This window comes from Runella sp. MFBS21, from assembly GCF_029433105.1.
In the GTDB taxonomy this organism is placed as follows: domain Bacteria; phylum Bacteroidota; class Bacteroidia; order Cytophagales; family Spirosomataceae; genus Runella.
This window is the reverse complement of sequence record NZ_JARNTW010000027.1, coordinates 1-14,211: the sequence shown is the minus strand read 5'-3', so window position 1 is coordinate 14,211 and position 14,211 is coordinate 1. Positions and strand designations below refer to the sequence as shown.

At 40.0% G+C, this 14,211-nt stretch carries 18 protein-coding genes and 1 pseudogene; 5 read left to right on the top strand and 14 right to left on the bottom strand.

What is annotated here, in order from left to right; all coding sequences use genetic code 11:
• Positions 1-51: 51 nt before the first annotated feature.
• Positions 52-621: an HNH endonuclease gene (locus tag P1X15_RS29300; protein WP_028668806.1), complete on the top strand. Its 570-nt coding sequence runs from the start codon at positions 52-54 to the stop codon at positions 619-621.
• 39 nt (positions 622-660) lie between these two features.
• On the opposite strand, the gene moaA is transcribed toward P1X15_RS29300, so the two are convergent.
• Positions 661-1,653 carry a GTP 3',8-cyclase MoaA gene (moaA, locus tag P1X15_RS29295; RefSeq protein ID WP_277341684.1) on the bottom strand — a complete coding sequence of 331 codons (993 nt, stop codon included), beginning with the start codon at positions 1,651-1,653 and terminating at the stop codon, positions 661-663.
• 300 nt (positions 1,654-1,953) lie between these two features.
• On the opposite strand from moaA, the gene trxA reads away from it, so the two are divergent.
• Complete coding sequence (gene trxA, locus P1X15_RS29290) at positions 1,954-2,289, top strand: thioredoxin (protein WP_277341683.1); 336 nt, start codon at positions 1,954-1,956, stop codon at positions 2,287-2,289.
• 91 nt (positions 2,290-2,380) lie between these two features.
• On the opposite strand, the gene P1X15_RS29285 is transcribed toward trxA, so the two are convergent.
• The 4 genes from P1X15_RS29285 to trpS all read right to left on the bottom strand — a co-directional run bounded on the left by P1X15_RS29285 (position 2,381) and on the right by trpS (position 5,627).
• Positions 2,381-2,947, bottom strand: coding sequence for a 50S ribosomal protein L25/general stress protein Ctc (locus tag P1X15_RS29285; RefSeq protein WP_277341682.1), 567 nt, complete (start codon positions 2,945-2,947; stop codon positions 2,381-2,383).
• 94 nt (positions 2,948-3,041) lie between these two features.
• Positions 3,042-3,986, bottom strand: coding sequence for a ribose-phosphate pyrophosphokinase (locus P1X15_RS29280; protein WP_277341681.1), 945 nt, complete (start codon positions 3,984-3,986; stop codon positions 3,042-3,044).
• A 64-nt stretch (positions 3,987-4,050) separates the two neighbouring features.
• Positions 4,051-4,635: a phosphatase PAP2 family protein gene (locus P1X15_RS29275; protein WP_277341680.1), complete on the bottom strand. Its 585-nt coding sequence runs from the start codon at positions 4,633-4,635 to the stop codon at positions 4,051-4,053.
• Between the two features lie 14 nt (positions 4,636-4,649).
• Positions 4,650-5,627, bottom strand: coding sequence for a tryptophan--tRNA ligase (trpS, locus tag P1X15_RS29270; protein WP_277341679.1), 978 nt, complete (start codon positions 5,625-5,627; stop codon positions 4,650-4,652).
• Between the two features lie 95 nt (positions 5,628-5,722).
• Between trpS and P1X15_RS29265 the strand changes: the two genes are divergently transcribed.
• The 3 genes from P1X15_RS29265 to P1X15_RS29255 all read left to right on the top strand — a co-directional run bounded on the left by P1X15_RS29265 (position 5,723) and on the right by P1X15_RS29255 (position 7,388).
• A complete protein-coding gene (locus P1X15_RS29265; protein ID WP_277341678.1) occupies positions 5,723-6,403 on the top strand; it encodes a DUF2461 domain-containing protein in 681 nt (226 codons plus the stop codon).
• Positions 6,404-6,460: 57 nt separating this feature from the next.
• Positions 6,461-6,889, top strand: coding sequence for an aspartyl protease family protein (locus P1X15_RS29260; protein ID WP_277341677.1), 429 nt, complete (start codon positions 6,461-6,463; stop codon positions 6,887-6,889).
• Between the two features lie 226 nt (positions 6,890-7,115).
• Positions 7,116-7,388, top strand: a complete 273-nt coding sequence (locus P1X15_RS29255) for a hypothetical protein (protein ID WP_277341676.1) — start codon at positions 7,116-7,118, stop codon at positions 7,386-7,388.
• A gap of 13 nt (positions 7,389-7,401) precedes the next feature.
• Here P1X15_RS29255 and P1X15_RS29250 read toward each other — a convergent pair whose 3' ends face one another.
• The 9 genes and pseudogenes from P1X15_RS29250 to P1X15_RS29210 all read right to left on the bottom strand — a co-directional run.
• Positions 7,402-8,046: a hypothetical protein gene (locus P1X15_RS29250; RefSeq protein ID WP_277341675.1), complete on the bottom strand. Its 645-nt coding sequence runs from the start codon at positions 8,044-8,046 to the stop codon at positions 7,402-7,404.
• 4 nt (positions 8,047-8,050) lie between these two features.
• Complete coding sequence (locus tag P1X15_RS29245) at positions 8,051-8,557, bottom strand: RNA polymerase sigma factor (protein ID WP_277341674.1); 507 nt, start codon at positions 8,555-8,557, stop codon at positions 8,051-8,053.
• 195 nt (positions 8,558-8,752) lie between these two features.
• Complete coding sequence (locus tag P1X15_RS29240; RefSeq protein WP_277341673.1) at positions 8,753-9,316, bottom strand: hypothetical protein; 564 nt, start codon at positions 9,314-9,316, stop codon at positions 8,753-8,755.
• 32 nt (positions 9,317-9,348) lie between these two features.
• Positions 9,349-9,726 (bottom strand): nuclear transport factor 2 family protein, encoded by a 378-nt coding sequence (locus P1X15_RS29235; RefSeq protein WP_277341672.1) that lies wholly within the window; start codon positions 9,724-9,726, stop codon positions 9,349-9,351.
• A 36-nt stretch (positions 9,727-9,762) separates the two neighbouring features.
• The gene (locus tag P1X15_RS29230) at positions 9,763-10,053 is read right to left on the bottom strand and encodes a toxin-antitoxin system YwqK family antitoxin (RefSeq protein WP_277341671.1); all 291 of its coding nucleotides are present in this window, start codon (positions 10,051-10,053) and stop codon (positions 9,763-9,765) included.
• 26 nt (positions 10,054-10,079) lie between these two features.
• A complete protein-coding gene (locus P1X15_RS29225) occupies positions 10,080-12,632 on the bottom strand; it encodes a T9SS type A sorting domain-containing protein (protein WP_277341670.1) in 2,553 nt (850 codons plus the stop codon).
• Positions 12,633-12,794: 162 nt separating this feature from the next.
• Positions 12,795-13,232: a carboxymuconolactone decarboxylase family protein gene (locus P1X15_RS29220; protein WP_277341669.1), complete on the bottom strand. Its 438-nt coding sequence runs from the start codon at positions 13,230-13,232 to the stop codon at positions 12,795-12,797.
• Positions 13,233-13,303: 71 nt separating this feature from the next.
• Positions 13,304-13,879 carry a Crp/Fnr family transcriptional regulator gene (locus P1X15_RS29215; RefSeq protein WP_277341668.1) on the bottom strand — a complete coding sequence of 192 codons (576 nt, stop codon included), beginning with the start codon at positions 13,877-13,879 and terminating at the stop codon, positions 13,304-13,306.
• Positions 13,880-13,983: 104 nt separating this feature from the next.
• Positions 13,984-14,211, bottom strand: a pseudogene (locus tag P1X15_RS29210) (IS110 family transposase); the annotation flags it as partial.

Sequence of the window (14,211 nt, the reverse complement as noted above, 5' to 3'; positions counted from 1 at the left end):
AAAGAATACGGCAAAACAGTTGCTACTTTGAGAATTACAACTACTTGAACTATGAGCGAGACTAAAATTGTGAAATACTGGAATGAAAAATGGGTGCCCATTGAGTTTGAAGTTGAGAACCCACCCCGCTATGAAGTATCAAATTATGGCAGATTGTGTAGTTACCAAAATGGTGAAAAAGAAGGCACTATCATCAAAGGTTCGGTAATACAAGGGTATCGTTCGCTCAATATTCGTATTCCAGGAGGCAAAACCATCAACCGATATGTCCATAAACTTGTGGCTGATATTTTTGTGAAGCGGGAAAGTGAAAGCCATAAATTTGTGATTCATCTTGATTTTGATAAGCAAAACAATCGTGCCGATAATCTGAAATGGGTCACTAAAGAGCAGATGATTGAGCACAACCGTAAAAATCCAGCCGTCATTAATCGCAAAATTCCTACGCGTACACGCAACTACAAACTGACCGAAATGAAAGTCAGGATGATTAAGAAGATGCTTAAAAGTGAAAAAAGTCGCTTGAAGATGATTGCTAAGCAATTTGGAATCACGCACACGCAACTCAATCGGATTCGTTCAGGTGAAAACTGGAAACACGTCACCGTAGACGACGAATAGCCCACCCATACCGAGAGAAACCTGATGGGGAGGACAACTTTAGCCTCCAATAGTTGACATTGATTCCGAAACTAAACCTGCTTTTCGTTGCCCTTCGGCTTCAAAACCGTCTTTTGCCCTATGTTGCAAAGCTTCAAAAACTCGGCTTTGAACGACCTCATCGCTCAGACCTTGGCGTAGTAAATCTTTGATATTAAATACCCCGTCGTCATATAGACAGGTCTTGAACTGCCCTTGAGGGGTAATACGAAGACGGTTGCAAGTGCCACAAAAAGTACGGCTAAAAGCTGCAATGATACCAATCGTTCCTTTGTGACCAGGAATTTGATAATGATAAGCCGTAGAAGCGGCAGGGTCGGGGAGTTTGTAGATGCCAGGATAATGCTTTTTGAGTTCGTCCAATATCTTGCGATAGTTCCAAAACTCCTGATATTCGTGGGCACCATCACCATTGAAGGGCATTTCTTCAATAAACCTTACACTTACGTTGTGGATGCGGGTGAGTTCGGCCATAGGAATGATATCCTCAATATTCTTTCCCGACATCACTACAGCGTTGAGTTTGGTTTTGATATTGTGGGCCTGAAGCGCTTCAAAAGTTTCCCAAACACGCCCAAACTCATCGCGGCGGGTGATGTCAAAAAAACGCTGACGGTCGAGCGTATCCAGACTCAAGTTGACTGACTTAATCCCAAGGCGTCCAAAATCTGGCACTAAAGGTGCGGTAAGTACGCCATTGGTAGTGATGTTGATTTGGCGTAGCCCGTCGATCGTGTTTATTCTTTCCAAAAACTCCAAAATCCCTCTTCTTACAAAAGGCTCTCCGCCCGTGATACGCACTTTGTCGATGCCCATCTGCACCAACAGCCGTACCACACGTTCCATTTCTTCCCATGTCAGTAAATGGGGCTTGGGGACGTAGTTGATGCCCTCTTCTGGCATACAGTAAAAGCAGCGCAGATTGCAGCGGTCAGTGACAGCAAGCCGAAGATAGCTAATAGGACGTCCGTGATTGTCTAAGAGATAGTTCATAAGAAAAGGCACCTTGTCATTCAAAGTAAACAACCAAAAAAATGAGAAACAAGTTTTAGCGAGAATGATTTAGGGAGGTCTAGGCTTTTGAATCTGAACTACTCAAAATGTACAAGTATAATAGAAGCCACTATGAAGTAATGGCTCATAAAGAGAATCCTAGAGATTTAGTCTCTTTTAAAATAATTCTAAAAACGCTATATCCTTTCATGGAACTTTTGGGAGGGGCAAAATGGTTTCTTCACTAAACATACAATATCATATATCAATTCGGACCGGCGGACCGGTTAACATAAGAAAATGGGAAAGGCTCTTGAAATTACAGACGCAAACTTTGCAGAGGTAGTCGAAAATTCTGACAAGCCAGTATTAGTGGATTTTTGGGCAGAGTGGTGTGGCCCTTGCCGTATGGTAGGCCCGGTAGTAGAAAAAATCGCAGAAGCTTACGAAGGTCAAGCAGTAGTAGGTAAAGTAGATGTGGATATGAATCCTGAGACAGCCATGAAATTTGGCATTCGTAGTATTCCTACGTTGTTATTCTTCAAAAATGGACAACTTGTTGACCGTGTAGTAGGAGCTGTGCCACAAGTAACACTGGAAGATAAACTTAAAGCGCAGATTGCGGTAGAAGCATAAATGATTGAGAATCTATTGCTTTAAAGCTATAAAAAGAAAGCCCCGCCGATGCGGGGCTTTTTGTATCTATTAGCAATTTGGAAATGAAAGATTAGCCTTTCAACTGACCACGCAAAGCACGTGGGATTTCAACTCCGGCGATTGGCAACGAAGCGTTGTTAAGGATTTTGAAACCTTCCACTTTCAAATGCCCAACTTTTACGGATTTGCCTAAATCAAGTTCAGTTACAGGTACATCCACATAGTCAGGGATGTTATCAGCCAAGCCTTGAACTTTGATTTTAAGAAGTTTTTGTACGAGTTTACCACCTTTGGTTACTCCTACAGCAGTCCCTACAAAACGAACTGGTACTTCTACCTTGATTTCTTTTTCATCGCTTACTGCCAAGAAATCAGCATGCAAGATAATATCACTTACTGGGTGATACTGAACATCTTGCAAAATAGCATAATGAATATCGCCTTCAATATTCAAAGTTACTTTGTATACATCAGGAGTGAAAAGAAGTTCACGGAATAGATACATGGGAGCTGCAAAATGGATTTGCTCTGCTCCACCATATAATACGCATGGTACCAATGCCTCTAGACGCAACTCACGTGCTTCTTTTTTGCCGAGATTCGCTCTTTTAAACCCTACAATCTCTGTACTTTTCATAATTATTTTTGTCCCCTACCCCAAAGGGAAGTTTTGAGTGAATCATACCTTGGGGTATAAAAAGGTATGTAGTTGATAACGACGCAGATTATATCTACGTTGGATTTATAAACAATGAGCTAATAGATTCGTGATCACGGATACGACCGATTGCTTTGGCAAATAGCTCCGACACCGACAATACCTTGATTTTGGCATTTTCTTCGCGTAGAGGAATAGTATCGGTTACGATAAGCTCCTCCAATACTGAGCCACGGATGCGCTCATGAGCTGGCCCTGACATCACAGGGTGCGTACAAATAGCTCTAACCGATTTGGCTCCTTTGCTCATGACAAGCTCGGCTGCTTTACAAATAGTGCCTCCTGTGTCAATCAAATCGTCAATAAACACTACATTAGCATCTTTTACATCCCCAATTACCTGCATTGATGCTACTTCGTTGGCGCGTTTGCGGTACTTGTCACAAAGAATGATGTCGGCATTGAAGAATTTTGCAAAATTACGAGCTCTAGCGGCACCTCCCACGTCGGGCGAAGCGACTACTAGGTTTTCTAATTGTAGGCTTTTGATATAAGGGACAAATACGCTTGTACCTTCGAGATGCACTACCGGAATATCAAAAAAACCTTGAATAGCACCAGCATGAAGGTCGAGAGTCATGATTTGCTCGGCTCCAGCGGCGGTAAGAAGGTTGGCAACTAACTTGGCCGCAATCGGAACGCGGGGTTTGTCTTTGCGGTCTTGGCGGGCATACCCAAAGTAGGGAATAACGGCCGTAATTTCGTGGGCTGAGGCACGTTTGGCAGCATCAATCATGAGCAATAGCTCCATGAAATTGTCAGATGAGCCAAAGGTAGATTGGACCAAAAAAACATCACAACCGCGAAGAGATTCTTCAAAACTTGGCGACAGCTCTCCATCACTAAATTTGCGGAGGTTATATCCTCCTAAGTCTCTACCATAATGCCGGGCGATTTTTTCGGCCAGATAATTAGAGTGCGAACCAGAAAATATTTTAATCGGATTGAAAGAGGCCATGCTCTGAGAAAATTTCCGCAAAGGTACGGAAAACCTTTCTTAAATGCGAAGTTTGATGAAAATTTTAGGAAATCAGTTTTGAACGTTTGCTTTTGGAAAGACCATATCGCACTATCCCAACGGCGGCATAGGCCGCTCCGATGCCAATCCCACTCCCCACTAATACATCAAAAGGATAATGCACGCCTACATAAATGCGGCTGTAAGAAACAATAGCCGCCCAAGGAAAAAAAAACCAGCCCAACCACGCAAAACGACGCCCTACAAGCAGCCACAGCGCCATTGCTAACCCGAAACTATTGGCTGCGTGGGAAGATGCAAAACCGTAGGTGCCTCCGCAGCCTTCCACTACAAGATGAATTTTGGTGGACAAATAACTTACATAACAAGGGCGCAGACGCTCGACCCAAGGTTTGAGTAAGCCTGAGGCCGCTTGGTCGGCAAACAAAATAGTGAGAATCAATGCGCCAATCATGCCCGCCGCTGCTTGCTTGTATTGCCAAATCAGCCAAATGATAAGCAGGGCGTAAAGTGGAATCCAAGTGTTACGCTGCGTAACCCAATACATCAAGGTGTCGGCCCAAGGAGCGTGAGCACCATTGAGGGTAAGGAAAATGCGTGTGTCTAATTCTTGGATTTGGTGGAGCATTGGAGAAAAATATTTTAGTTTAATCCCATTTTCTCTCGTACATCGGCTATCTTTTTTGCGGCTATATCACGGGCTTTTTCTTCGCCTTCTTGTAGTTTTTGCTCAAGGGCAGCGGGATTTTCGGTATAATAATATTGGAATAATTCCCTCTCTTTGGCAAAACGTGTTTTCATAAGCTCAAACAAGGCTTGTTTGGCATGACCATAGCCGTAGCCACCTTTGAGGTAGTTTTGGCGCATGGTTTCGGTGTCGGTTTCGTTGGCTATGAGCGAAAACAGCTTAAATGTAATATCTGTATCGGGATTTTTAGGCTCTTCCAAAGGAGTAGAGTCTGATAGTATCTTTTTTGTTACTTTTTGGAGTTCTTTTTCAGGCAAGAAAATATCAATGTAGTTGCCGTAAGATTTGCTCATTTTTTGACCGTCTACCCCTGGAATCGTCATCAAACGTTCGTCAATTTTACCTTCAGGAATTACGAAGGTTTCGCCGTAAGTACGATTAAACGTCTCGGCCAAATCGCGCGTGATTTCTAAATGCTGTTTTTGGTCTTTTCCGACGGGTACGTAATTGACATCATACAAAATAATGTCGGCGGCCATCAATACAGGATATACAAAAAGACCCGCGTTAACATCTGCTAGGCGGTCGGACTTGTCTTTGAAAGAATGGGCATTGGCCAACATAGGGTAGGGTGCCAAGCAAGATAAATACCAAGTGAGTTCGGTATGGTAAGCTGCCACGCGTGATTGACGATAAAAAAACACTTTTTCGGTATCAAGGCCACAGGCAAGCCAAGCGGCGGCTACTGCACGGGTATTGTCTTTGAGGAGTTGGCCGTCTTTGATAGTAGTAAGCGAATGCAAATCGGCAATGAAAAGGAAAGATTCATTTCCTGCTTGTTGAGATAGTTGGATAGCGGGCAAAATCGCACCCAAAATATTGCCTAGGTGTGGCTTGCCGCTGCTTTGAATACCAGTTAAGATTCGTGACATTGTACGCAGATTAGAGTTGAGAAACTTACAAATGCCCCAATAGGCTCTGTAAAGCGAGACAAAATTGCTATTTTTAGGCCAAAATATGAAATCTGATGTTGACACAGCCTACTTTTCAATTCCTGAAGGATTTAGCCGAAAACAATAACCGAGAGTGGTTTGCCGAAAATCGTCCTCGCTACGAAATCGCCAAAAAAGAGTTTGAAAAATTTGTAGAAGCCTTATTGAAAGGTGTAAGCGAATTTGAAGCCTTACCCAATACTACTGCCAAAGATTGTATCTTCCGTATCAATCGTGATATTCGTTTTTCAAAAGATAAATCTCCTTATAAACAATGGTTTAGTGCGGCTATTGGACCAGGAGGAAGGCACTCGGGGCGTATTGATTTCTATGTACATATTCAAGCTGGAGAGTCATTTTTAGGGGCAGGGATGTGGAATCCTACGCCCAAGCAGTTGGCCAAGTTTCGGCAAGAAATTGATTTTAATCCACAAGCGCTCAAATCAATCATTGAAACGCCAGAATTCAGGGATTATTTTCCCGAAATATGGGGTGAAACCCTCCAACGTCCGCCTAAGGGTTATACCGAAGACCATCCCGACGTGGAGCTGCTGAAACGTAAACAATTGTTTTTTATGCACAAATACACCGATAAAGAAGTGACGTCGGCAGGGTTTGTGGCAGAAGTCATCAAAGGAAGTCGTTTGATTAAGCCTTATTGTGATTTATTAAACTATTTGTTTTTTGAGGAAACAGAAGAGACCTTTGAACTGTAAGGACTTTCATTAAAATTTTCTGTATCTTTAATTCTAACTTTTAATTTACGATTTGTAATGGGTTTAGTATATGCTGAAATAGAGCTAATCAATGCGGAAGATTTAGCGTTGTTTAGAAAATTTTATATTGGAGAAGACGAAATAAAACGGATGAGGGTAACGGGCCTGGTAGATACGGGCAGCTATATGTTGTGTATCAATGAGTCGATTCAGGCGCAGATGCAATTTCCGGTTATGGAAAAGCGTATTGGGCAAATGGCCAATGGGGAGCGTATTGAATGTGACGTAGTGAGTCAAGTAGAGCTACGTTTTAAGAACCGCCGCACCATTTGTAATGCCATGATTTTGCCCGGAGATAGTGAAGTGCTTATCGGAGCTATTCCGCTCGAAGACATGGATGTTTTGATTCATCCTTTACGCCAAGAATTGATTGTTAATCCAGAACATCCTTATTTTGCACAAATGAAATTAAAAAATGTAAAGTAAGTAACTGATTTTAAGGTTGTTTGATAAAAATAGGTTGCATTTTCTTTAAATGCAGCCTATTTTTATTTTTTTATATTTGCATCGAAAATAATCCTCACCATGAACGTACCTATTTTTTCTTCCAAACAGTTGTACGAAAAATATTTCTTCTGCAAAGAAATTTGTACTCCCAAATAAGGAGCACTGGCGTATTAAATCTAATTTTTCACTTAAATATCAATTCCACATGTTCAAAAAAAGTGTACTATTTTTGTTTCTATTTGTATCATTTATGGCTTGTAAATCTGATAAAGATGAAGCCTGTATTGCCCCTTCTATTGGAAAAAATATCGTCAACACTTGGAAAGCAAGTATAATAGAAGACAATAAAGTGAAAGATAGTGGAGAAATGATTTTTTTAGCCGATGGTACAGTAAAAGATACTAAAAATATTATTGTAGGAGAACCCATAGATTCGATTACTTGGAAGATGGTAGATGGAAAGGTAGAAGGTATTTAAAGAAAGACAGTTGTCATTTTTTAAAATCCTGAATGTCGTTATAAAGCGCGATTGACTTCAATACATTGTCCCATTCTTTGCCTCCAAATATCATCCTGAACCACTTTTTGTCTTTATTGCTATATTTGATATTGAAAAATAGCCAAAGCGAAACCAATGCAAATAAAAGTGTAATTGCCATGTTTACAATAATATAGGACTGGTTGGTGACACCAAACATTTCCTTCCGTAGATAAAAGGTGCTCCAAACGGGAAGCTGCAAAAAAAGGATCCGTGCCACCCAAAGAGAAGAAGAACTTAGAGATGAGAGCTTTTCTTGGGTAGCTACTACTGGTTCGCTGATGTCGATTTGATAAATGACAATCAACTGATATAGATAAATAAAAAGAGCTAATTTGGTCAAAATGACTTGAATGCCTGCCGAAATTAAAAAAAATAAACTTGCTACTTCGAATAACTGCCAAAGAAGAGTATCTATCAAAAATACCCACCCAATACCTACCAAAATTGCAAATATTTTAATAGGTTTTATAGTGTTTAGCAAACTGACGGCTTGCATTTTTGTGATGCTTTCAGTATTTTTTTTGTTAATTAAAAGGCTTTCCTCTAAACGATTGTTATAAGATTGCCATAGTTCTTTAAGTGCTAATTCTTCCATTGTTTTAAAAATTTTGTTCAGAAAATCGTTGTCTTAATTTTTCTTTGATTCGACCTACTTTCGTAGAAACATTGCTGACCGATAGTCCCAAAATATCTGCTATTTCATTTTGACTTTTGTCTTCCAAATAGAGCAATATCAGTGCTTTGTCGAGTTCTTTAAGCTCGTCGATAAATTTTTCGAGCAGGCTCAATTGCTGCTCTTTTTCGGATGATTCAAGCGAGGGAAGTTGGTAAAAATCTTCGTTGAGCGAAATGAGATTTCCTTCTCTAACCACCTTCTTGCGATGAAACGAAATCGCTACGTTTAGGGCAATGCGGTAGAGCCACGTAGACAGCGCAAACTGTGGATTGTATTTAGGAAAATGCTGCCAAACTTGAATCAAAATCTCTTGCAGGAGGTCTTGGCGGTCATCTTCGTTGCGGCAATACATTTTGGCTACTTTGAAAAAAAGCCCTTTGTTTTGCTGAACGAGTTGCTCAAAAAGTATTTTTTGGTTTTTAGTTTGCATAGGTAATTTTCCTAAGAAACAACAGATAAGATATCTCTCCAAACAATACTTGAAGATAGGCTAGAAGCGGGGATTTGGTGTTTTTTCATAGAATCGAATCATTGATGTTTAGTTCTGTTTTGCACAATGATTCGCAGAAGGTACCCAAATCTCACACCTATATTCTAAAATTTTTTGCCTAATACGAAACGCTTATTAGTTAGGATTCTTTTTTTTGATTTTAGCACGCTTGGGGGCTTTAGGGGAAGAAGTTTCTTCGTCTTCAAAAAAATCATTTGGCGAGCTATTTGAAGGGTTGTTTTCGGGATGTATGATGACCGAATGTGTACCGTCCGAATTTATTTTAGTTGTAGTAGGGCCGTTATTTATGATGACTGTATGAGTGCCATCAGGGTTTGTTTTGGTAAGGGTATTTCCAGTGCGTACCATGGTAGTATGTGTACCGTCGGGATTGACTTGTACGGAGTGATTGCCATTATGGTATATCACCGAGTGAGTACCATTAGGATTTACTTTCACCGAAGTATTGCCGTTTTGATGGATTGTAGAGTGAGTGCCGTCTGGATTGACTTGAGTAGATACATTGCCATTGTGGTGAGTCACGGAATGTGTACCGTTTGGATTGACCTGAACAGATACATTGCCGTGATGGTGAATGACAGAATGCGTTCCGTCGGGATTAACTTGAATCGAAGGGCTTTGCGCATATAAAAAACCGACCCCTAAAAGTAAGCAGAAAGAAAGAATGAGGGTTTTCATATTTGGCTGATTTAGTTAGAGAAAATAAGTGCTCAACTTATATCGGTAAGTTTGATGATTTTGTGATTGAGAAATTGGAAGATAGATTTGCCATGCAGGCGCAGCTCATCACCTTTCTTGAGGCCGTTAGGGAAATCCATTTCTAAAATCGCAAAATAATCAATCTCTATTTCGGTCGTATCGTCTTTATGCTGAAAAGATTTGATAAACTGACGCCGTTTAGAAAAGTAGCTTTTTGCAACTTCGGCTTGTTCTTTAAAAGCGGCTAGGCCTGTTAGCGTCATATTTACTTTGCCGTGAGAGATGTTTTCAAATACAATGTTGTTATCAAAATCACCCACCATTTTATCGATATCATATTCGTTGTAGCCTTCTACATAGTTACGAATCATTTGTTCTCTATTAATCATGATTTTTGGAAGTTAAGGGTTTGGTGTTCAGTGAGATTACGAAGGTGTGGGTTTTTTCTGAATTTTTCCATTTTCAAAAATCGCTTCGTATTCCATTTCGTCGAGTTTGTTGAATCGAATCCAATGACCGTGTTTTTTACCGTGGTAAAAATTGCCAATTTGCCACAGCTGCCCTGTAGCTCTATAAAATTTCCATTCTCCTTGCATCACGCCATGAAGAGCAGCGCCTTGGGCTTTGACAGTTCCGTCTTTGAAATAGTAGGTCAGCGTATCGCCTTGCTGCTCGTGCATTATCTGACCGTTGTTATAATGATTTTTGGTATTCATCTATGAAGAGGTTGAATAGGAGGAGATTATTTGATTATTTGCATTTTGCAGGTGTATGCTCCGTCATCTGTTTTTAAAACAACAATATAGTTTCCATTTACCAACATGTGAGTATCTAGCAGATAGCTATGCTCTCCTTCTGGATAATATTCTTCTAATAAGGATTTGATTTTAGCGCCACTTTCATTGTACATAGAAAGACTAATAGGAGAGGCTTTGGGAAGGTTGAACTTAATTTGGGCCTTATAGGTCGTTGGATTTGGAAAACTTTCTACTTGAATTTTAGAAGAAGGAGCGGTGAAGTTGGTTGCTAAAATTACAATCGTTACCTCCTCTGAAAGTGCACTTTCGCAGCCTTCAGGACTTGCCAAAACTGAATATTTTCCACTTTGTTGGGGCGTATATGCCTGAGAGGTCGCTCCTGTTATGGGGATATTACCGATATACCATTGATATCCTTTCTGACTAGTTGAAGCAGTTAGCTTTAGACCGTCTTGCGTAATAGAAGGCTTTGTTTGCTTGTTTCTTACCACCCATCCGTTTGAAGTGGTGGTACATGCTTCTTCAGTAGCCGTAAGGGTATAAGTTCCTGATTGGGATATGGTTAAGGAGGGTTTGTTTTCTCCAGTTAGTTCTCGGTCATTTAATTTCCATTGAAGCTTAGGGGAAGTACCAGACACCGATGCTTCTAGGGTGAGACGTTCGTTGGGACAAATACTATTTAGGGTTGTATTGATTTGGACCGATAAGCGACTAGCTTGTAGTACGATTGCGGAAGAAGCTGAGTTACAGCCATTGGTAGTGGCAATTACTCGATAATTACCAGCTTGAGAAGCTACATAGCTACTATTATTGGCGCCGTTAATATTTACTCCATCTTTTTGCCATTGGTAACTTACCTCATTTTGAGGTACCACTTCCAACGTAATAGAAGCATCCTTACAAATGAGGGTCGAGGCTACCGCTTTAAGAGAAGGAGTGGCAGGCGGTATGATATTCACATCAAATGGAAATTCATTAGAAAAACTTTTATCGCTCGAAACCACGCGTAGCCGATAGCGATTTCCAGAAGGTATGTTGGTAGGAATGGTGATAGTGCTCGAAACATTTCCTCCCACAATCTCCCCAACTTTTAGTGGAGAATTGAAATTACCATTTACATCAGACAGTTCAATGGTATATACACCCGAAATGCCACTACCCAAATTTAGGACTTCTACAGTTGCAGTGGTACTGGGACAAAGTTTAAGAGAAGAGATATTGTTGATTCCAACCCACCCCATTAAACTGGCCTTTTGTGTTAATTGCTGATAAATTTCATCATCGATAGGAAAGTTGAGGTTCTTAAAATCTTCCCTAAAATCTTTCCCATATGCGGCAGAAATAGCGGCTACCATTAGGGTAGCTCTAAATTTACTAGCAATGTCGGAGTTGGTATTTTGGGCAAATTTATTTCTAGTATCGGCGTCAAATACATTTTGAATAAATTTCATAAGCCTTTGAGTAGGAATACGATAACCTGTTTTGAGCGTGTTGCCATATTCCAAGAATTTATAACCAAGGGTCATAAAAGTTCCAAATGTTTCATCAGACGGAGTAGAAGGATCATTCCAAGAAGAATATTTTTTGCCCTCGTCTACATATTTTTGATATTGACTTTTGGCGAATGAAAAGGAACCATTAACGTCTTTTTTTATGGCTTCTGCTACCAAAGGAGTGATGCCAAAATAGGAAGCGTTGTTTAATATTTCGTAGCCAGTAGCATGCTGAAACATCTGTGCTAATGATTCTGAAAAGATAGCATTGGCCAGACCATCAATCTTCCCGCCTGAAATATAAGAGGATGGGGTATTTAAAGTGAAATTGTGCCCCATTTCATGAAAAAGAGATGAATAAGGTATTTCACTATTGAAGGTACCCATAATGAGGCCTACTGGTTCCGAAAACCAAAGCGAATACCCTCCGCCGTTTTTGGTAGGGTCAAGTAGGATAGCTTGCTTGTATTGATTATTAATCTTTAGTACATCTTGATTGACAAAATCGTATTGAATGGCGGCACTTACTTCCATGAGATACTGAATAACATTCCTAGGTGTACCACTAAAATCAGCGTCTTTGAAAGGGGATAAAATATTGGGTATCCCATAACTTGGAAGACGAGTACTCTGTAAATTAACAGAGGTCGGGATTTCTACGGCAAGGGATGAGGGCAGTTGGATATTACGAGTAACCGAGATAGACGATGTGAATATAACATTTAATAGGACAAAATCAGTACTGCCATCGCTGTAAGTGGCAGTGACTTTTAAACTATAGTCCTTTGTCTTGTCGGCATAGGTATGGCTTGTTGGAAAAAAACCGGTGGAAGAGGTACCATCTCCCCATTCAAATTTGAAAGGAATAGTAGGGGCTTTGGAGTCAACTCCATTTATCTCAACAAAGCCAGTGCTTTGGTTGAGAGATGACACAGATGGATTCAAAGTACTAGTGCTTTTAATGATTTTGTCATAACTGAAGTTTTGGGCACTAGAAAAATAGCTTATCAAAAAAGCTATTAAAACAAGTAAAGATTTTTTCATATCGTATTCTCTAATTTGAAGCACAGTAGCTATAAATAGCTCAATACAACAAATATAGTGATTGTTAGAATTTTACATAGGGGTTGAAAACAAAAAAGCAGGCTTGCTCAGAATGGCAAGCCTGCTTCAAAATAAATGCTCTTTGCGTTTTAAGGAGTCGTATTAAGCTATTTCCAAATGAGTACTTACCGCAATCCGGTTCCAAGCATTGATTGTCACAATAACCATCAGGATTTGGGCGATGATTTTTTCATCAAAAAACGCCTTGGCTTTAGCGTATGTTTCGTTTGAAAGACCTCCTTGATGAATCAGTGTCACTTCTTCGGTCATGGCCAAAATGATTTTTTCTTCTTCCGTAAATAGGCTGGTTTCGCGCCAAGCATTGAGCAAAAAAATGCGTTGGGGTGTTTCGCCATTCTTCAAGGCATCTTTGGTGTGCATATCAATACAGAAAGCACAAGCATTGATTTGAGAAGCTCGGATTTTGATAAGTTCTTTATGAGTTTTAGCGAGTTGGATAGTTGCTAAATAACCTTCTAATCCCAGCATTGCTTTGTAGGCTTGTGGCTCTGTGTGCTGGATATTTATTCTCTTTTCCATGGTCAATATTGTTTGGTGTTTAATGATGCAACAAAGGTAGAGACCAAGAAATGAAAAAAACTTAAACCAGTTTAAGAAAGCTTTTTGGCCCTGATTTCGCTGAGATATTCGGGCGTAAAACCTAGAAAAGAAGCAATCAGGTACTGAGGAATCCGCTGCACAAAGGCCGGATACTTTCGCACGAGTTGATGATAGAACTCTTCTTTGGAAAAAGAATATAAATACTTGATACGCATCTGCGAAGCGGCAAAGGCGCGTTGGTACACAAATCTAAAGTAGCGTTCGAGTTTAGGAAACTGTTCTAGGAGTTTTTCTTGATCAGGTTGATGAATTACCAATACTTCCGAATTTTCTACAGCTTGGATGTAAAATTCGGAAGGCAATTGCTTTTCAAACGCTAAATGGTCGGTAAGCCACCAAGTTTCGATGGCAAATTCGGTGGTTTGTTCTGTACCTTTTTCATTGATAAAAAATTTTCGAAGACATCCTTTTAGCACAAAAAAGTGAGATTTGCAGAGCTGCCCTTCTATCAGCAGGTTTTGTTTCTTTTTGACTTTAATTATCTCCACAAAGCCCATTATTTCTCTAAATTCATTTTCATCAATCTCGATAAATTTCTTTAAATGTGATTTAAAAATATCAGCCATTTTATGAATAAAGTTGCATGATTCTATTGCACTGTCTAGCGCTGTTTTTGTTTATTATTTCCAGTAATTATTTAGCAATATGCTCCGCACGGGATTTCTATGATTCAAACAAGAGAGTATGAATAATTTTCGTCATATTTTTTACCCTGCTTGGCTAAAGAAAAAATAAGCCTAACTAACTTGTTCTTCATGGCATTGAAAACAGTAAACTTGTTTTTGCCTTCTTTGAGTTTTCGTTCATAATAAGCCTTAAAATGAGCGTTATATCTCATGGCCGACATGACACAATTAGACAGAGTTGCTTTAATGCCCTTGTGGGCTTTTTTACTGAC

Coding starts and splice junctions, on each gene's coding strand:
- P1X15_RS29300 (WP_028668806.1), top strand. CDS start 52: ATGAGCGAGACTAAAATTGTGAAATACTGGAATGAAAAATGGGTGCCC.
- moaA (WP_277341684.1), bottom strand. CDS start 1,653: ATGAACTATCTCTTAGACAATCACGGACGTCCTATTAGCTATCTTCGG.
- trxA (WP_277341683.1), top strand. CDS start 1,954: ATGGGAAAGGCTCTTGAAATTACAGACGCAAACTTTGCAGAGGTAGTC.
- P1X15_RS29285 (WP_277341682.1), bottom strand. CDS start 2,947: ATGAAAAGTACAGAGATTGTAGGGTTTAAAAGAGCGAATCTCGGCAAA.
- P1X15_RS29280 (WP_277341681.1), bottom strand. CDS start 3,986: ATGGCCTCTTTCAATCCGATTAAAATATTTTCTGGTTCGCACTCTAAT.
- P1X15_RS29275 (WP_277341680.1), bottom strand. CDS start 4,635: ATGCTCCACCAAATCCAAGAATTAGACACACGCATTTTCCTTACCCTC.
- trpS (WP_277341679.1), bottom strand. CDS start 5,627: ATGTCACGAATCTTAACTGGTATTCAAAGCAGCGGCAAGCCACACCTA.
- P1X15_RS29265 (WP_277341678.1), top strand. CDS start 5,723: ATGTTGACACAGCCTACTTTTCAATTCCTGAAGGATTTAGCCGAAAAC.
- P1X15_RS29260 (WP_277341677.1), top strand. CDS start 6,461: ATGGGTTTAGTATATGCTGAAATAGAGCTAATCAATGCGGAAGATTTA.
- P1X15_RS29255 (WP_277341676.1), top strand. CDS start 7,116: ATGTTCAAAAAAAGTGTACTATTTTTGTTTCTATTTGTATCATTTATG.
- P1X15_RS29250 (WP_277341675.1), bottom strand. CDS start 8,046: ATGGAAGAATTAGCACTTAAAGAACTATGGCAATCTTATAACAATCGT.
- P1X15_RS29245 (WP_277341674.1), bottom strand. CDS start 8,557: ATGCAAACTAAAAACCAAAAAATACTTTTTGAGCAACTCGTTCAGCAA.
- P1X15_RS29240 (WP_277341673.1), bottom strand. CDS start 9,316: ATGAAAACCCTCATTCTTTCTTTCTGCTTACTTTTAGGGGTCGGTTTT.
- P1X15_RS29235 (WP_277341672.1), bottom strand. CDS start 9,726: ATGATTAATAGAGAACAAATGATTCGTAACTATGTAGAAGGCTACAAC.
- P1X15_RS29230 (WP_277341671.1), bottom strand. CDS start 10,053: ATGAATACCAAAAATCATTATAACAACGGTCAGATAATGCACGAGCAG.
- P1X15_RS29225 (WP_277341670.1), bottom strand. CDS start 12,632: ATGAAAAAATCTTTACTTGTTTTAATAGCTTTTTTGATAAGCTATTTT.
- P1X15_RS29220 (WP_277341669.1), bottom strand. CDS start 13,232: ATGGAAAAGAGAATAAATATCCAGCACACAGAGCCACAAGCCTACAAA.
- P1X15_RS29215 (WP_277341668.1), bottom strand. CDS start 13,879: ATGGCTGATATTTTTAAATCACATTTAAAGAAATTTATCGAGATTGAT.